Annotated in this window: 20 protein-coding genes; 15 read left to right on the top strand and 5 right to left on the bottom strand. The window is 40.7% G+C overall.

Going from position 1 to position 17,724, the window contains the following annotated elements:
• Nucleotides 1-135: 135 nt before the first annotated feature.
• From hisG to hisIE, 12 genes are all read left to right on the top strand, one after another.
• Nucleotides 136-993, top strand: a complete 858-nt coding sequence (gene hisG / locus ACQQ5U_RS03280) for an ATP phosphoribosyltransferase (protein ID WP_437395513.1) — start codon at nucleotides 136-138, stop codon at nucleotides 991-993.
• Between the two features lie 10 nt (nucleotides 994-1,003).
• Complete coding sequence (locus tag ACQQ5U_RS03275) at nucleotides 1,004-1,441, top strand: GNAT family N-acetyltransferase (protein WP_437395512.1); 438 nt, start codon at nucleotides 1,004-1,006, stop codon at nucleotides 1,439-1,441.
• Nucleotides 1,438-2,727 carry a histidinol dehydrogenase gene (hisD, locus tag ACQQ5U_RS03270; protein ID WP_437395511.1) on the top strand — a complete coding sequence of 430 codons (1,290 nt, stop codon included), beginning with the start codon at nucleotides 1,438-1,440 and terminating at the stop codon, nucleotides 2,725-2,727. The genes ACQQ5U_RS03275 and hisD overlap by 4 nt, the downstream gene beginning before the upstream one ends.
• Nucleotides 2,728-2,760: 33 nt before the next feature.
• Entirely contained in the window at nucleotides 2,761-3,810 is a 1,050-nt protein-coding gene (gene hisC / locus ACQQ5U_RS03265; protein ID WP_437395510.1) for a histidinol-phosphate transaminase, read from the top strand.
• The gene (gene hisB / locus ACQQ5U_RS03260; RefSeq protein ID WP_437395509.1) at nucleotides 3,810-4,946 is read left to right on the top strand and encodes a bifunctional histidinol-phosphatase/imidazoleglycerol-phosphate dehydratase HisB; all 1,137 of its coding nucleotides are present in this window, start codon (nucleotides 3,810-3,812) and stop codon (nucleotides 4,944-4,946) included. Before hisC ends, hisB begins: the two co-directional genes overlap by 1 nt.
• Before the next feature lie 81 nt (nucleotides 4,947-5,027).
• Nucleotides 5,028-5,612, top strand: a complete 585-nt coding sequence (gene hisH, locus ACQQ5U_RS03255; protein WP_437395508.1) for an imidazole glycerol phosphate synthase subunit HisH — start codon at nucleotides 5,028-5,030, stop codon at nucleotides 5,610-5,612.
• A 1-nt stretch (nucleotide 5,613) separates the two neighbouring features.
• Nucleotides 5,614-6,030, top strand: a complete 417-nt coding sequence (locus ACQQ5U_RS03250) for a GNAT family N-acetyltransferase (protein WP_437395507.1) — start codon at nucleotides 5,614-5,616, stop codon at nucleotides 6,028-6,030.
• Between the two features lie 3 nt (nucleotides 6,031-6,033).
• Nucleotides 6,034-6,765 (top strand): 1-(5-phosphoribosyl)-5-[(5-phosphoribosylamino)methylideneamino]imidazole-4-carboxamide isomerase, encoded by a 732-nt coding sequence (gene hisA, locus ACQQ5U_RS03245; RefSeq protein WP_437395506.1) that lies wholly within the window; start codon nucleotides 6,034-6,036, stop codon nucleotides 6,763-6,765.
• Nucleotides 6,758-7,285, top strand: a complete 528-nt coding sequence (locus ACQQ5U_RS03240; RefSeq protein ID WP_437395505.1) for a DinB family protein — start codon at nucleotides 6,758-6,760, stop codon at nucleotides 7,283-7,285. Before hisA ends, ACQQ5U_RS03240 begins: the two co-directional genes overlap by 8 nt.
• A gap of 157 nt (nucleotides 7,286-7,442) precedes the next feature.
• Nucleotides 7,443-7,721: a GIY-YIG nuclease family protein gene (locus ACQQ5U_RS03235; protein ID WP_437395504.1), complete on the top strand. Its 279-nt coding sequence runs from the start codon at nucleotides 7,443-7,445 to the stop codon at nucleotides 7,719-7,721.
• 43 nt (nucleotides 7,722-7,764) lie between these two features.
• Nucleotides 7,765-8,520 (top strand): imidazole glycerol phosphate synthase subunit HisF, encoded by a 756-nt coding sequence (gene hisF, locus ACQQ5U_RS03230; protein WP_437395503.1) that lies wholly within the window; start codon nucleotides 7,765-7,767, stop codon nucleotides 8,518-8,520.
• A 48-nt stretch (nucleotides 8,521-8,568) separates the two neighbouring features.
• On the top strand, nucleotides 8,569-9,165 hold the full coding sequence (hisIE, locus tag ACQQ5U_RS03225) for a bifunctional phosphoribosyl-AMP cyclohydrolase/phosphoribosyl-ATP diphosphatase HisIE (protein WP_437395502.1): 597 nt from the start codon (nucleotides 8,569-8,571) through the stop codon (nucleotides 9,163-9,165).
• A 13-nt stretch (nucleotides 9,166-9,178) separates the two neighbouring features.
• Here the strand turns inward: hisIE and ACQQ5U_RS03220 are convergent, their stop codons facing one another.
• The 5 genes from ACQQ5U_RS03220 to ACQQ5U_RS03200 form a co-directional block, all read right to left on the bottom strand.
• On the bottom strand, nucleotides 9,179-9,901 hold the full coding sequence (locus ACQQ5U_RS03220) for a head GIN domain-containing protein (RefSeq protein WP_437395501.1): 723 nt from the start codon (nucleotides 9,899-9,901) through the stop codon (nucleotides 9,179-9,181).
• A 188-nt stretch (nucleotides 9,902-10,089) separates the two neighbouring features.
• Complete coding sequence (locus tag ACQQ5U_RS03215) at nucleotides 10,090-10,755, bottom strand: hypothetical protein (protein ID WP_437395500.1); 666 nt, start codon at nucleotides 10,753-10,755, stop codon at nucleotides 10,090-10,092.
• Between the two features lie 73 nt (nucleotides 10,756-10,828).
• A complete protein-coding gene (locus ACQQ5U_RS03210) occupies nucleotides 10,829-11,920 on the bottom strand; it encodes a hypothetical protein (RefSeq protein WP_437395499.1) in 1,092 nt (363 codons plus the stop codon).
• Nucleotides 11,898-12,440, bottom strand: a complete 543-nt coding sequence (locus ACQQ5U_RS03205; protein WP_437395498.1) for a hypothetical protein — start codon at nucleotides 12,438-12,440, stop codon at nucleotides 11,898-11,900. Before ACQQ5U_RS03205 ends, ACQQ5U_RS03210 begins: the two co-directional genes overlap by 23 nt.
• Nucleotides 12,440-12,979 (bottom strand): RNA polymerase sigma factor, encoded by a 540-nt coding sequence (locus ACQQ5U_RS03200; protein ID WP_437395497.1) that lies wholly within the window; start codon nucleotides 12,977-12,979, stop codon nucleotides 12,440-12,442. Before ACQQ5U_RS03200 ends, ACQQ5U_RS03205 begins: the two co-directional genes overlap by 1 nt.
• A gap of 206 nt (nucleotides 12,980-13,185) precedes the next feature.
• Here ACQQ5U_RS03200 and ACQQ5U_RS03195 point away from each other — a divergent pair, with 206 nt between their 5' ends.
• The 3 genes from ACQQ5U_RS03195 to ACQQ5U_RS03185 all read left to right on the top strand — a co-directional run bounded on the left by ACQQ5U_RS03195 (nucleotide 13,186) and on the right by ACQQ5U_RS03185 (nucleotide 17,722).
• Nucleotides 13,186-15,591 (top strand): TonB-dependent receptor, encoded by a 2,406-nt coding sequence (locus ACQQ5U_RS03195; RefSeq protein ID WP_437395496.1) that lies wholly within the window; start codon nucleotides 13,186-13,188, stop codon nucleotides 15,589-15,591.
• Between the two features lie 3 nt (nucleotides 15,592-15,594).
• Nucleotides 15,595-16,443, top strand: coding sequence for a DUF4249 domain-containing protein (locus ACQQ5U_RS03190; protein ID WP_437395495.1), 849 nt, complete (start codon nucleotides 15,595-15,597; stop codon nucleotides 16,441-16,443).
• Between the two features lie 115 nt (nucleotides 16,444-16,558).
• Nucleotides 16,559-17,722 (top strand): vWA domain-containing protein, encoded by a 1,164-nt coding sequence (locus ACQQ5U_RS03185; RefSeq protein WP_437395494.1) that lies wholly within the window; start codon nucleotides 16,559-16,561, stop codon nucleotides 17,720-17,722.
• Nucleotides 17,723-17,724 lie beyond the last annotated feature (2 nt).

Genomic DNA, 17,724 nt, shown 5'->3' with positions numbered 1-17,724 from the left:
ATCATCATTTTTATACTTGCCCTCAAGCGAGATAGAAATGTATTGTTGTTTTTAAAATATATTCTAACCCGTTTGAGAAATCAAACGGGTTTATTTTTTGTACCCATTTGGTTTTTCAGACAAAACGATTGAAAAATGACAAAAATTAGAATTGCTGTTCAAAAAAGTGGCCGTTTAAACGATGATTCCCTTAAAATTTTAAAGGACTGCGGTATTTCCATCGATAACGGAAAGGACCAATTAAAAGCGACCTCTCGTAATTTTCCTTTGGAAGTGTTTTACCTACGAAACGGAGATATCCCACAATATTTACGGGATGGAGTAGTGGACATCGCCATTATCGGGGAAAACGTACTTATTGAAAAAGGAAAGGATATTTCCATTGCGGAGCGATTAGGTTTTTCAAAATGCCGTGTATCCTTGGCAGTTCCAAAGAATGAGACCTACAATTCCATCAAGGATTTTGAAGGCAAAAAAATAGCAACGTCCTACCCAAATACGGTCAAGGACTACTTAGCATCCAAAGGGGTGACAGCAGATTTGCACATCATCAATGGTTCTGTAGAAATCGCTCCCAACATTGGCTTGGCTTACGGTATTTGCGATATTGTTTCCAGCGGAAGCACACTGTTCAAAAACAATTTAAAAGAAGTGGAAGTGATGCTGAAAAGTGAAGCTGTGCTAGCTGTATCACCGACCATTTCAGAAGAGCGCAAAGAATTACTGAAGAAAATCCAGTTCAGGATTAAATCTGTCCTTCAAGCGCGTCAGAACAAATATGTGTTGATGAATGCTCCGAACGATAAATTGGATAAAATTATTTCCATTTTACCAGGAATGCGTAGCCCTACGGTTTTACCACTGGCGGAAGAGGGCTGGAGCTCGGTGCATACGGTAATCAATCGCGAAACTTTTTGGGAGGTAATTGATGAATTGAAGGAAGCAGGAGCCGAAGGCATCTTGGTCTGTCCTATTGAAAAAATGGTGCTCTAATCAACAGGAAATGAAAAGTCAGTTTAACATAAAGTGGATTTCGAACGAAAATCTTGCATCCATTTTACCATTGGTTTTTATACTTAACGACGCTAAAGTTTCCATGGAAGTTTTGGAGCAGCGTCTTTCTACAATGATTCCAATGGGGTACAAATGTATTGGAGTGTACGATGGAGAAAGACTGGTTGGAATTTGTGGTGTTTGGGAGTTGAACAAACTCTATGTAGGTAAACACCTGGAACTGGACAATGTTATTATAGATCCAGAGTACCAAGGTAAGGGACTTGGTGAATCAATGATGTCTTTTTTGACCGATTATGCCAAACAATTGGATTGTGAAACCCTTGAAGTTAACTGTTACACCAAAAACACAAGAGGTAAAAAATTTTGGGAGAACCAAGGTTATGAGCCTTTAGGTTTTCACATGGTTAAAAAAATCAAAGCATGAAAAAGATGTCAGACCCAAAAAGAAGTACTTGGGAAAGCTTATTGAAGAGACCTACCCAAACAATTTCCGATATTGAAGAGGTAGTCAATAACATTTTCAAAGAGGTACAAGCTGATGGTGATACCGTCATCAAAAAATATACGGCCCAATTTGATAAAGTTGCTTTGGATTCCCTTTCAGCGACCGAAACTGAAATAGAAACAGCAAATGGAAACGTTTCAGATGCTTTGAAAAAAGCCATTAATCTGGCTAAATCCAATATTGAAAAATTCCACGCTGCTCAAAAAACAGCCAAAGTTGAAGTGGAAACGATGCCCGGGGTAGATTGCTGGCAGGAAAAACGGCCTATTCAAAAAGTAGGGTTGTACATTCCGGGCGGTACAGCTCCTTTGTTCTCAACCATTTTAATGTTGGCCATTCCAGCTAAATTAGCGGGATGCAGGGAGATTGTACTTTGCACTCCTCCAGATACCAATGGTGAGATCAATCCCGCTATTTTATACACTGCTCAATTGTGTGGTGTAACGCAAATCTTTAAAGTGGGAGGAATTCAAGCCATTGCGGGGATGACATTTGGCACGGAGAGCATTCCAAAAGTGTACAAAATATTTGGTCCAGGCAACCAATATGTAACCGTGGCAAAACAATTGGCCACAAAATATGGCGTAGCAATCGATATGCCTGCTGGTCCAAGTGAATTATTGGTGGTCGCAGATGATTCTGCTAATCCTGCCTTTGTAGCCTCTGATTTATTGAGTCAAGCGGAGCACGGGGTTGACAGTCAGGTGATTTTGGTATCTACATCAGAAAAGTTGATTGAGACCGTTGAAAAGGAGATTGAAAGTCAAATAAAGAAATTGCCAAGAGAAGAGATTGCTGAAAAATCTATTGGCAATAGTAAATTGATTTTGGTCAACAATGACCAAGAAGCTCTGGAACTTATTAATGAATATGGTCCAGAACACTTTATTGTTTGTGTGGAAAACGAAGACTTTTATCTTGAGAACATCCAGAATGCAGGGTCTGTTTTTATTGGAAACTATACTCCGGAAAGTGCCGGGGACTATGCTTCGGGTACTAATCACACCCTACCCACCAACGGTTACGCCAAGCAATACAGCGGTGTAAATCTGGATAGCTTTATGAAGAGTATGACCTTTCAGAAAATATCAAAAAAAGGCATACAGGGAATCGGTGCCGCCATAGAATTGATGGCCGAGGCAGAAGGATTGCAGGCACATAAAAATGCAGTAACACTAAGATTAAAAAGTTTAGTTAAAGAATAAATGTCAGGTCGAGCGCAGTCGAGACCAAATGCTATGCAAAAAACATTTGACATAAATAATATAGTCAGGGAGTCGGTTCGCAAGCTGCAGCCATACTCTTCCGCACGTGACGAATATGTTTCTGATGGTTCTGAAATGATATTTTTGGATGCTAACGAAAATCCGTTCGATAATGGAGTCAATCGCTATCCAGATCCATATCAACGAAGTTTGAAATCGCTTTTAGCAAAGCAAAAGGGTGTATCGGAAAACCAAATTTTATTGGGCAATGGGAGCGACGAGGTCTTGGATTTGATTTTTAGGGCATTTTGTGAACCGAATCGGGATAATATTATCAGTTTGCCCCCCACTTACGGGATGTATAAGGTACTTGCTGGAATAAATGCGGTAGAGAACAAAGAAGTATTGCTGACTAAAGATTTCGAACCCAATGTAGATGAAATTTTAAAAGTTGTTGATGCTAGCTCTAAGCTTATTTTTATCTGTTCGCCCAACAATCCAACAGGGAACACTTTCAAAAAAGAAAGGATTAAAAAGTTGTTGGAATCCTTCGGTGGATTAGTGGTCATTGACGAAGCTTACATCGATTTTTCAAAAGAACAAAGTTGGTTGTCGGAACTTAACACATATTCGAATTTGATTGTGACCCAAACCCTGTCAAAAGCCTACGGACTCGCAGGTATCCGATTAGGGATATGCTATGCATCGGAAGAGATTATCGGTGTGTTGAACAAAATCAAACCACCCTATAACGTCAACCAATTAACGCAGCAACGAGCTTTGCAACGTGTTTTAAACGAAGATCTAGTCAAGCAAGAGGTTCAGCAGATACTGGATGAAAGAGAAGAATTGATTAAAGCGTTGAACGGTTTGGAATTTGTAAAGGAACTATATCCAACCGACGCTAATTTTGTATTGGCCAAGGTTGATGATGCCAACAAACGTTACCAACAATTGCTTGAAAAACAAGTGGTGGTGCGGAACCGAAGTACGCAGCCTCTTTGTGAGAACACGTTGCGGTTTACCGTGGGTACACCGGACGAAAACAAAAAATTGATAGCCATACTAAAAACATTGAACTAATGGGCAAAAAAGTATTATTCATTGATCGTGATGGAACCATCATCAAAGAAACTGCCGATGAGCAGATTGATGCCTTTGAAAAAATGATTTTTTACCCCAAAGCATTTACTTATTTAGGTAAAATTGCCAAGGAATTGGATTACGAATTGGTGATGATCACCAATCAAGATGGACTGGGTACCGATATTTTTCCAGAAGACACCTTTTGGCCTGTGCACAACTTTATCGTTAAAACTTTTGAAAACGAAGGGGTCGTATTTGATAATGTTTTTATAGACAGGACATTTCCAAAGGACAATGCCAATACCCGTAAACCGGGTACTGGTATGTTGACTTCCTATTTTTCCGAGGAGTATGACTTAGAGAATTCCTTTGTAATCGGAGATCGTTTGACCGATGTAGAATTGGCCAAAAACCTCGGCACCAAAGGAATTTTCATTAATGATGAAACTCATTTGGGTACTGGAGAAATCACGGTAAAGCGTGAGGAACTGGATGATTACATCGCTTTGGAAAGCAATGATTGGGAGAAAATCTACGAGTTTTTAAAACTGGAAAACCGGGTAGCGGAAATATCCAGAAAAACCAATGAAACGGATATTCAAATAAAAATCAACCTTGATGGCACTGGAAAAAGTGACATTAATACCGGTTTGGCCTTTTTTGACCATATGTTGGACCAATTGGCACGTCACGGACAAATGGACTTGGAAATAAAAGTGGATGGTGATTTGGAGGTAGATGAGCACCACACGATTGAAGATACCGCAATTGCACTTGGAGAGCTGTTTTCAAAGGCTTTGGGCAACAAACTGGGCATTGAACGCTATGGTTTTGCCTTGCCAATGGATGACTGCCTTGCCCAAGTCGCTATTGATTTTGGGGGACGCAACTGGTTGGTTTGGGATACCGAATTCAAACGGGAAAAAGTGGGAGATATGCCTACCGAAATGTTTATGCACTTTTTTAAATCGTTTACCGATGGAGGCAAGGCCAATTTGAACATTAAAGCAGAGGGCACCAACGAACACCATAAAATCGAGGCAATTTTCAAAGCCTTTGCCAAGTCCATAAAAATGGCGGTAAAGCGCGATGCGGAGAAAATGGTTTTACCATCAACTAAAGGAATGCTGTAAAACATGTCATTTCGAAGGAGCTTGCGACTGAGAAATCTAGATTTCTCGCTAGGCTCGAAATGACAAAAAGACAAAATATAAATGAATATTGTAATCATAGATTACGGAGCAGGAAACATCCAAAGTATCATGTTTGCCATAAAGCGGCTAGGTTACGAAGCGGTTTTGAGTCACGATGCCGATGAAATCCGAAATGCCGACAAAGTCATTTTTCCTGGGGTGGGAGAGGCCAGTTCAGCAATGACCAAATTAAAGGCTACGGGCTTGGACAAGATGATTCCAACGCTGAAACAGCCTGTTTTGGGTATCTGTTTGGGGATGCAGTTGATGTGCCATTCATCCGAAGAAGGAAATACCGAAGGTTTGGGCATTTTTGATTTGGATGTGGTAAAATTTACCAACAAAGTAAAAGTACCCCAAATTGGATGGAACCAGATTTCAGACTTAAAAAGCAATTTGTTTACCGGTATTCCTGAGAAATCGTACATCTATTTGGTCCATAGTTTTTATGCACCAATTGGCAAAGAAACTATTGCAACTTCAGAATACAACTTAACATACAGTGCTGCGTTGCAGAAAGATAATTTTTATGGAGTACAATTCCACCCAGAAAAGAGCAGTGATATTGGCAGTGAAATATTGAATAATTTTTTAACCCTCAACTGAAATGAAATTCCATATTTCAACGGATAAGGACAAATTAGATATCCAAACGGTTCATAAAGAAGTTACATCCACCTATTGGGGAAAAGGTAGGAGCATGGAAGAGACAATGATGACCATTGAAAAAAGTACCTGCTTTGGAATGTATGATAAAAATGACCAACAGATTGCTTACGCCCGGATGATAACTGACGGATTAATCTTTACTTATATTATGGATGTAATCGTTTTTGACCCTTATAAAGGTAAAGGTCTTGGGAAAAGACTCGTCGAACATATTTTAAATCAACAAGGTGTAAAAAAAGTCAATACAGTTGCCCTTAAAACAATGGATGCACATAGCTTTTATGAAAATTTAGGATTTAAACGCGTGGGAGATTCAAAAATGTGGATGTCAATAGAACGAGTAAAATACGATTAGAAAATGAGATTGATTCCAGCTATAGATATCATTGAGGGGAAGTGCGTTCGACTTTCCAAAGGTGATTATAACACCAAGAAAATTTATAACGAAAACCCTTTGGAAGTGGCCAAAGAGTTTGAGGCGCACGGTATTCAACACCTTCATTTAGTGGATTTGGATGGTGCAAAATCCAAACACATTGTCAACCATAAGGTATTGGAATCCATTGCATCAAAAACCAGTTTGCAAATTGATTTTGGCGGTGGTTTAAAATCTGATAAAGATTTGCACATCGCTTTTGATAGTGGGGCAAATCAAATTACCGGAGGAAGCATTGCTGTAAAAGATAGAGAAACCTTCTTGGGATGGTTGGAAAATTACGGTGCAGAGAAAATAATTCTGGGGGCAGACGCCAACAATGAAAAAGTAGCAGTATCCGGCTGGCAAGAAGAATCAGATTTGGAATTGATTCCTTTTGTTCAGCAGTACCAATCAGAAGGCATACAATATGTCATTTGTACCGACATCAGCAAGGATGGCATGCTACAAGGGCCTGCCTTCCAGTTGTACAAAAAAATGCTGTCACAAACCAAAAAAGGCTTAAATTTAATTGCCAGTGGTGGCATATCCACTTTTGACGAACTCCCCAAACTAGCCGAAATCGGTTGCGAAGGCACAATTATAGGCAAGGCCATTTATGAAGACAAAATCAGTTTAAAACAATTGGAACAATACATTCTTGAAAATGGATAAGGAAAGACAACTTCAGGAAGACTTGGTTTGGAATGCGGGATACCGTATGAACGAAAGCCTTCGAATGATCAAAATCTGTATGAATCAGCTGTCCGAAGATCAGGTTTGGGAAAAACCCAATGAGTCGAGCAACAGCATTGCCAATCTCATACTTCATCTGTGTGGAAACATTACCCAATATGGAATTGCTTCCATTCAGAACTTAGATGACGAACGAAAAAGGGATGAAGAATTTTCCACTGAATCGGGTTATTCCAAGGCAGAACTTATCAAAAAACTGGAAGACACCATTTCTGATGCTAAAAGGGCATTTTATGATGCTCCGCTCAAAGAACTTTTACGTAAAAGAAATGTTCAGGGCTTCAACTTTTCAGGTGTGGGCAACATCATCCATGTAACAGAGCATTTGTCGTATCACACAGGACAGATAGCACTTTGGACTAAAATTTTACAAAACAAGGATTTAGGATTCCATGATGGAGTCAACCTAAATGTCAAGAATGAAACTGAAAATATATAATTATGAATTACGTCATGCTGAACTCGTTTCAGCATCTCATCAAAAATAGATAAGTGAGACCCTGAAACAAGTTCAGGGTGACGACCAGCAGCTGTGAATTTATAATGCTATGAATCAAAATGGTTATTACGAACTCATTTTCGGAATCCCATATGATATGAAGGAAAGTTTTGTTTACATAATGACCAACAAGTACAGAACAACTTTTTATATTGGAGTAACATCAAATCTTGTGAAAAGAATCACTGAGCATCACAAAGGTGTTGGTTCAAAATTCACTGGAAAGTACCAACTTACTGATTTGGTTTATTTTGAAGTCTATTCCGATATAAATCAAGCTATCGCAAGAGAAAAACAGTTGAAGAATTGGCGCCATGATTGGAAATTAAATTTGATAAAAGAACAAAATCCGATGTTAGAAACATTGGATTATTAATATGAGACCCTGAAACAAGTTCAGGGTGACGAAATAAAAAGAAATGCTAACAAAAAGAATCATACCCTGTCTCGATATCAAAAATGGAAGAACCGTAAAAGGAATCAACTTTGTTGACCTACGGGATGCGGGCGACCCCGTGCAATTGGCAGAAATCTATGCTAAGGAAGGTGCCGATGAATTGGTGTTTTTAGATATTTCTGCGACCGAAGAAAAACGCAAAACTTTGGCGGAGTTGGTGTACCACGTTGCAGAGACCATCAATATACCTTTTACTGTGGGCGGCGGAATTTCGTCCGTAGAAGATGTGGACAATCTTCTTAAAAATGGGGCCGATAAGGTTTCCATCAACTCATCAGCCGTAAAAAGACCGGAATTGATCAATGAATTGGTCGCCAAATTCGGTTCACAATGTATCGTTGTTGCCATTGATGCCAAGGAAATAGACGGACAATGGAAAGTCCATTTGGTAGGAGGGAAGGTACCCACCGAAATTGACCTTTTTGAATGGGCGAAAGAAGTGGAACAACGTGGCGCAGGGGAAATTTTGTTTACTTCGATGGACCACGATGGCACCAAAAATGGGTTCGCTAATCAAGCTTTGGCAAAATTGTCAGACCTGGTAAACATTCCAGTGATTGCATCCGGTGGTGCGGGAAACATGTCACATTTTACAGATACTTTTAAAGATGGAAAAGCGGATGCAGCTTTGGCCGCCAGTGTTTTTCATTTTAAGGAAATCGAAATCAATACACTTAAAAAAGAATTAAAGGAAGAAGGAATTCCTGTAAGAATATAAATATACATCTCGACTGCGCTCCATGTGACAGTTTAAGAAAAAATCATAATGCAAATAGACTTCAACAAAAATTCAGACGGACTTGTCCCAGCCATCGTTCAGGATGCAAACACCAAAAACGTGTTGATGCTGGGTTATATGAACCAAGAAGCGTTTGAAAAAACCAAGGAAACACAAAAAGTCACATTTTTTAGCCGGTCAAAGCAACGGTTATGGACCAAAGGAGAGGAAAGCGGTAACTTCTTAAACCTTGTGGATATGCAAGTGGATTGTGATAACGATACTCTTTTAGTAAAAGTAAACCCCGAGGGGCCTACTTGCCATAAGGGAACTGACACCTGCTGGGCCGAAGAAAATGTTCAAGGTTATGGTTTCTTGTCAACGCTGGAAAACATTATCGAATCCAGAAAAAACGATCAAGAGAATCCGGATAGCTACGTAGCCTCCTTGTTCCGAAAAGGCATCAACAAAATAGCTCAGAAAGTAGGGGAAGAGGCTGTGGAAACCGTGATAGAGGCCAAAGATGACAACGAGGAACTTTTCTTGAACGAAAGTGCCGACCTGTTGTTCCATTATTTGATTTTACTGAAGGCAAAGAATTATAATCTCAAGGATGTGGTCAAAGTTCTGGAAAAGAGACATTGACCACATTTGATGTTTAATTCTTTTTTATAATCTGGGAAGAGCCGGTAAGCTCACTTGCTTGTATTGTTGCATTTCCCTTATAATGTAATGTGCTGGCACCGGAAGCTTTTATGGAAATATTTTCATTGACGGATAGAAAGGCCGTGCTGGCCCCCGAAAGATTCATGTCCAGATTGGAAATATCCAGACCATAATCCAACAAGTCGCTACTTCCTGAAAGCTCAGCATCCAAAGATGAAATGCTTCCAGAAACATCAATGGCAGAAGCGCCTTCGAGTTCCATTTTCAATCGGTCTGCGACCAATTCTCCATTAAAATCAGAAGCTCCAGAGACCGTAATATTTCCATCATGCACGTCCCATTGATTTTCCAGAATCAGTCTGCTTGCTCCATCGATACTAAATTTGGAAAGGTTTTTGGTTGTGATGTAAGCATTCATAACAGCTTCACCACGTACCGAAGTATGGTTTTTTAATCGGATGATCAATTCATCATCATCTTTTTGGACAACAATTTTTTCGTGCAGATTGTTGTTGGCCACAATACGGATTTCCTCTTCAGATTCGGAAAAATTTACATAAACTTGGAATGCATCAGAAATCCTAAGTCCATCATATCCGTCTATGTCATGATAGACAGAGGTCACTTCGTCTTCGGCGTATATCTTCTCGTAATCACAGGAAGAAAAAAGGGCCAATAGCACAATGAGCAGTGCAAAGCTGATTTGTGTTTTCATTTTGCTCGATTTTTGATTGATTTATAGGGTGTGCAAGAAATGCTACGCGTTGAGAAATGGAATAGGTACCCATTGAAACGGAATGACGGCCCATCCACTATTTCCATATTGAGCGAATACTTGTTCGTTTTTTGTATATACCCGTAATGTTTTTATAGGATTGTGAAGCCGATTATTGCAATTTTCCATCAGTCCAAATGTTTTTTGTAGCGGTTACGCCCCATGTTGAACACCCCCAATTTCACTCCAACACCACCGGAAAAACCGTTGAGCCTGTCCACCGGGCTTTGTGCCAACTCAATTCTGCTGGACATTCTATATCGGAAACCGGCCTCCAATTGAACATATCTGGAAATGTTGAACAACACATTCATTCCCGGTTCAAGCACAAATACGGCATCTATATCGTCATCATTCAGGTCAACGTTCTCATCCCTAACCACGGCATCATGGTCCACGTAGCCCACACCGCCACCACCGATCAATATTGGAAAGGATAGACTTACCCTTCTCTTGCCAAATAATATAGGTTCCAAATGCAGTCCTCCGTATACGGCCACAATATCATCGTTGTTGTTTGTTCTAGGGTTAAAGATGTTCTGCTCGGAGTATAATACATTAGCCATAAAACCCACTTCAAACTGTCTGTTGGCCACATAGGCTACTTTTAGTCCTCCGATGTAGGTATCCTCTCCCTCGATTTCTCCAAAGTAGGTGGATAACCCTAGGTAGACCCCATGCACCACATTCTTTCGGTCATTGAAGGTAATATATTGGTCGTCATCGTTCTGGGCAAACCCCATGGTGGCCATTAGCAAAAAAAGTGAGAAAATCGTAGTTTTTTGATTGTTCATTTTTTATTGGATTTTTGATTGATTCTGTTTTAAAGACAACCCATTTGATGAAGGGTTGCATTTTTTGCTTTTTTTAATCGTTTATGGTCACAATTCCTTTTTCGCCTTGTATAGAAATATGTCCTTTCCTCTCCTTGCCATAAGTGGCATCTATTTTTCGGAGCCTACGGCCCTTGTCCAACATTTCTGAACTGACGTTCTCAAATGATTTGGGCAAGCGTACCACACCTTGTTCCAAGGTTGCCGTGAAGTTGTGGGGGAAATGACCGACGGTTAGCGTGATATCCGCGGATTCTTGCTGTATGGAAATATCAGCAGATGGATTTATAATGTTGTACACTTGAAAATCGGCAATTTTCATTGTAACGTCCACATCACCTGCCAATCGTTCCATTTTGAAGGTGGTAAAATCCAAGTTTCCAAACAGAGATCCTACTTCGTTTATGTAGATATTGTCCTTGTTGGAATATATCTCCAGCGAATTAACGGAATTGACATGAATTTCCGAGCCATCGCTTTTCAATCGCAGATTTTTTGAATTTTCCATGTTCAATTCTCCTATTTTCAAGTCAACATCTGCATAGTTTAAATCCTTGGCGCGGACTTTCCCATATTTCAAAACAATATCGGCCTTGTTCAAATTCTCCCCGATCCACAGGTCGCCATGCTCGATCAAGGTATTTAGGGTACCTGTACAATTTTCAATGACCACATCCCCAAAACGGTTGGTGACCTTAAGTCCAGCTTTTTTTGGTAGATAGACCTCATAATCTATTTGTACGTGGCTGCGATCAAAATCAATGGGATTGGCACGATTCAACAAATCGGCAAACCACCCTGTGCTTTTATTTGTGATTTCAGAAACAATGGAAATGTAATTGTTACTTGTTTTTATTTTTGGGCTGATACGTCCCAATAAATCTTCTGCATTTTCCTTTTTACGATGGTTCACCGTGACCTCAATATTCACTAGGACCTTATTCTGATCCCAGCCTTTAAGCGTTACGGTGCCATATTTGTTTTCTATTTGAAACGCTCCCGAGTTGGTGAACGGAAAACTTTTCTCAATGGTTTTATGAACCTTTTCCTGTGCTACGGCACAATGCACTGATACCAGTAGCAAGGCCATCCATAGGGCCATTCTATAACGTGTATCCATAATCATCTTCATCCTGTTTTTTAGATTCGTTCAACTGGTACAATAAGTTTTCAATGAGCTCAATGCGTTTTTTATAATTGCTCACTATGGCTTCCAGCACTTGCTCATTGTCAAGGTTTTTTTGCATTTCTTTCTTAAGAACCTCATATTCTGCATCGAGTTCTTCCATAAAGGATAGGAACTCGGTCTTGTTTTCTTCGGAAAGGGCCTGATTGTTCTTTACCAATTCCACTTGGTAGGAGACCAGGTCTTTGTAATACATGTCTATTTCCATCAGTTCTTTGGAGGCGTATTGTGTTTTTTTTGCATTGTTGTTCAATACTGATAGTCCAAAAAATGAAGCAAGACCCAGCAATAATAGCACAGAGGCCGCTACACGAAACAGGGGCCTTTTCCAGAGAGGAATTACCTTGGGTTTAGCTTGATGAAGTTCCTCTGAAATCTTCGCCCACATTTTGTCCTTGTCCGCCCTTCGTTCGTTGAACTGGGCTGCATGGTTCCTAATATGTTTTTCAAAATTGTCCATTACAGTTCATTGATGATTTCCAATAACTTTTTCTTCGCCCTGTGGTATTGTGATTTTGAAGTACTGGTAGAAATACCCAAGATTTCCGCAATCTCCACATGGTCATATCCTTCAATCAAATATAGATTGATGATTTCCCGGTAACCGTCCGGTAATTGGGAAATCCCCTTTTTTACCTTATCCAAATCTGTCGCCTCGGCCTCGACAGGTTCTTCATCCGTCAGATGAAACTCATGTGCATCCATAGGCACTACAGGGATACGCCTGGCCTTTAAGTAGTTGATGCTTTTATTGATGACAATTCGCTTCAACCATGCTCCAAAACTGCTTTCATACTTAAAACTGTCCAGATTTTTAAAGGCATCGACAAAACTGTCTTGCACAATATCTTCTGCATCTTCCGCATTGCCCAAAAATCGAAATCCCACATTGTACATAGCATCCACATAGCGGGAATACAGCTCGTATTGCGAGTTGCTATTGCCGGCTTTGCATTGCTCTACTATAGCCTTGTGCGTAAAACGGATTTCGGTTTCCAAAGGTTTTAGGTTGATGCCTTATCTGTAGCTAAAGACAACCGCAAAAGTAAAGGGTTGCACTATGAAGAAAAAAAACTTATAAAAATGTATCTAGTATAAAGTATGGACGGAAAGTTTCCGTAAAAAAACTTATGCATGCAACCCTTCATTTTTTGACCTGTCTATGATGATGAAAATTTTAAGTACAAACATCAAAACATCAAAAAATGAACAGTAAATCACAGTTGAATCCGGCAATCAAATGTAGCGTTTGGTTGCTTTGGTTTTTCTTTTTGGGCTGTATCCTGGCCATGGGCCAGACCAGTCACACCATCAGCGGTACCATTACCGACAAAAGCAATGGGGAAACTCTTTTCGGTGCCTCTGTATTCTTGAATGGCACCACCATTGGAGGGGTCACCAATGAATACGGGTTTTATTCAGTTACCGCACCAGAGGGCGATTATGTGTTGAGCATTTCCTATATGGGTTATAATGAGGTAAATATTGAGATTAACTTGGATCACGACATCGTACAGGATTTGGAATTATCCGAATTCTCGACCGCTTTGGATGAAGTGGTCGTTATGGCAGATGAGCCAGAACGGGCCATATTGCGCAAACCCGAAATGAGCGTGGTAAAGATGAATATGGGCACCGTGAAACAAATGCCTGTGGTATTAGGGGAATTGGATGTATTGAAATCCCTTCAAATGTTACCCGGGGTCACCAATAATGGAGAAGGCACGGGTGGGTTCCATGTAAGGGGCGGTGCACAGGACCAAAATCTTGTATTGCTGGATGAGGCTATCATTTACAACACTTCGCACATGTTCGGATTCTTCTCTGTGTTCAATGCGGACGCCATCAAAGATGTTAAACTCTACAAAGGAGGCATTCCGGCAAGTTTCGGGGGAAGGGTCTCCTCGGTGTTGGACATTCGACAAAAGGATGGAAACAGTAAAAACTTTGAATTGAACGGGGGCATTGGCGTCCTCTCAAGTAGGCTGACGGCCGAAGGGCCTGTTTTTGGGGATAAAGGCTCCTTTTTGATAGCCGGTCGCCGTTCCTATGTGGATCTGTTGCTCAAGGCAGCAGGAGAAGATAACAGTGTCAGCTTTTACGACTTGAACCTCAAGACCAATTACAGCATCAATCATAACAATAAGCTTTTTTTAAGTGGTTATTTTGGACGTGACGCCTTTAAACTGGGAAATAGTTTTGACAGTAGTTATGGCAATGCTACCGGCAACCTACGTTGGAACCATATTTTTAGTGACCGCTTGTTTTCCAATCTTTCGGCGATTTTAAGTCGATATGACTATGATCTGGAGTTTGCACAGGATGAATTTGATTGGGTGTCCTCCATCACCAACTACAATCTTAAATACGACTTTAAGTATTATTTGAGCAATGACTTCAAATTGGATTTTGGAGTTAACGGCATTTATTATGATTTCAACCCAGGGGAAGTAAACCCCACTGCCGAGACATCACCCGTTAATCCATTAAAGTTAGACCAGAAAAAAGCGCTGGAAAGCGGATTTTATTTGAGCGCAGAGCAAAAACTAGGCTCTAAACTTACAGCACAATATGGCTTGCGATACAGTACTTTCTCTAGATTTGGTGGGCAACCTATCAACACCTATGCGAACAATCAGCCTGTAGTGTACAATCCAGAGCTGGGCATTTATGAAAGGGGAACGGTAACAGGCGAAACCAATTTTGAAAAAAGGGATGTCATTGAATCCTTTGGGAATTTTGAGCCCCGGGTTTCCTTGGCTTACCTTTTAAATGAGGAATCATCCTTAAAAGCAGGTTTTTCACGCACCGCCCAGTATATTCATTTACTGTCCAATACATCCTCCGTCACCCCTTTGGATGTCTGGACGCCTAGTGGCCCCTTTATCAAACCACAATTGGCCAACCAGTATGCGCTGGGATACTTTCGCAATTTTAAGGACAAGACCTATTCGCTGGAAGTAGAGACCTACTATAAAACTGTGGAGAACAGAATCGATTATATAGATGGTTCCGAGCTAGTTGGTCAAAACACTATTGAAACTGAAATTTTGAATGGTAAAATGCGAGCCTACGGATTGGAACTGTTGCTTCGGAAGAACGAGGGCGACTTTACGGGTTGGATTGCATACACCCTTTCAAAATCAGAGCAACAAACCTTGGGAGGAATAGCCGGAGGACCCGGTATCAACAATGGAGAATGGTACAATGCTTCTTTTGATAGGACGCATGATATATCCATATCGGGAGCCTACCAATTGGACGACCAATGGAGTTTTGGAACCAATCTGGTTTTTCAAACAGGTAGACCCGTAACTTATCCCAATGGGCAATATGTGTACGAGGATTTGTCCATAGCAAGTTACGCCCCAAGAAATTCAGACCGCTTGCCAAGCTACCATCGGATGGATGTTTCTGTCAACTACAAAACCAGAAAATATCAGAATAAACGCTTCAAGGGCGAATGGGTGTTCAGCATCTATAATCTCTACAACAGAAAAAATGCCGCTTCGATTTCCTTCGGTCAAAATATGGAGACCGGGGCCAACGAAGCTACACGAACAGCGATTTTTGGCATTGTGCCCTCATTGACCTACAACTTTAAATTTTAAATCATGAAAACATTGAAGAAAATTACATGGATGGTTATTGTCATCATTTTTGCCTCATGTTCGGACGTGGTGGATGTGGAAGTCCAAGAAGGCCCAAAACGATTGGTGGTTGAAGCATCACTGGACTGGGAAAAGGGAACCGAAGGAAATGTACAGACCATCCGATTGAGAGAATCCACCCCATTTTTTAGCACAATTTCGAATACGGAAGTAGCAGGAGCCTCAGTTATGGTTACGAATGTTGATAATGGAATCAGTTACATTTTTGAAGATCAGGGCAACGGCGAATACCTGACCACAAATTTTGAGCCTGTTTTGGAACAGACCTATTCCCTTAGGATAGAATACAATGGTGAGGTGTATACCGCAACAGAGACCATGACCCCCGTGACGGATATCACCAATGTTCTTCAGGGTCGTAAAGAGGGCTTTGATGATGAATTACTGGAAGTACATGTGGTGTTTACCGACCCGGAGGAAGAAGGAAACAATTACCTTTTCAAATTTCAACGGGAAGGTGATCTATTACCTGATTTGGAAGAAGGGAAAGATGAATTCTTGAATGGCAATGAGATTGATTGGTGGTACGAAATCGAGGAGGACAAGGATGCCCATATCGAACCTTTTAAACCTGGTGATGTGGTAAATATAGAAATGTATGGAATCTCCAGAGCCTATTATGATTATATCAAGATACTCATCTCACAATTAGGTGGTGTAGGTCTTTTTGAGTCCACGCCGGTGGACGTAAAAGGCAATTGTGTCAATACTACAAACCCCGAAAACTATGCCTTTGGATACTTCAGGTTAACACAGGTGGTAAAAACCAGTTACGCTTTTGTGGAAGACTAGTTTAGGTTGGTTGGATTTAGGCGTCGGGCTTCTTGGCTCGACGCTTTTTTGATTTATAGCGTTAAGTTTTTTGTAAACCTTTAGCCTTTACAGCGAAATACCGTAAATTTATATAATGGCTATGAATTCAAGAAAAGGGTTTCGTTTTACCAATTACGAGGCGCCAGACCAAACTCCGTTCGAAAAACTCTTCGAGATTTTCCAGGAACTTGTCACCCACACTTCGGGCGATGTGGAGGAAGCTTTGGATTGGCTCCGTGAGTTGGACAAGGAATACGAACTTACCGACGACGATTACACCATAGATGATTTTATAGAAGACCTCAAGGCCAAGGGATACATCCGTGAGGAATTTGATATGGATGGACCGCAGGGCGGCGAAGGTGAAGAAGGTGACGAAAATGGAAGAAGTGGAAGTCTTTCCATTACTTCAAAACTGGAGCGAATACTTCGCCAACGTGCTTTGGACCAAATCTTCGGTAAAATCAAACGAAGTGGTTCTGGCAACCATAAAACGGGGAAATCAGGCAAAGGCGATGAGCACACAGGGGAGTTCCGTGAATACCGCTTTGGAGATTCGTTGGAACACATCAGCATGACCGAAAGTCTAAAAAATGCCCAAGTGAACCACGGGTTGGATAATTTTTCACTTAGCGAAGAGGATTTGGTGGTAGAGGACACCCAATACAAGGCACAAATGAGCACGGTGTTGATGATCGATATCAGTCATAGTATGATTTTGTACGGAGAAGACCGAATTACACCCGCCAAAAAGGTGGCGATGGCGCTTGCAGAACTGATTACCACCCGTTATCCAAAGGATACACTTGATATTCTGGTTTTTGGAAATGATGCCTGGCCCATTCCCATCAAAGATTTACCATATTTAAAAGTAGGTCCATACCATACGAATACGGTGGCAGGCCTTCAATTGGCGATGGATATGCTCCGCAGAAAACGGAATACCAACAAACAGATTTTTATGATCACTGACGGAAAACCATCCTGTTTAAGGCTTCCGAACGGTGATTATTACAAAAATAGTGTGGGGTTGGACGAATATATCGTTGAAAAATGTTACGCAATGGCCCAGCAAGCCAGAAAACTTCATATCCCCATCACCACTTTTATGATTGCAGAAGACCCTTATTTGATGCAATTTGTACGCGAATTTACCAAAGCGAACAAAGGAAAAGCCTTTTACACAGGTCTTAAGGGATTGGGGGAAATGATTTTTGAAGATTACGAACAGAACAGAAAAAGAAGAATTAAAGGATAACG

Origin of the sequence: Flagellimonas lutimaris (assembly GCF_051494225.1) — a bacterium.
GTDB lineage: Bacteria > Bacteroidota > Bacteroidia > Flavobacteriales > Flavobacteriaceae > Flagellimonas > Flagellimonas lutimaris_A.
This window is presented reverse-complemented; position numbering and strand designations above follow the sequence as displayed.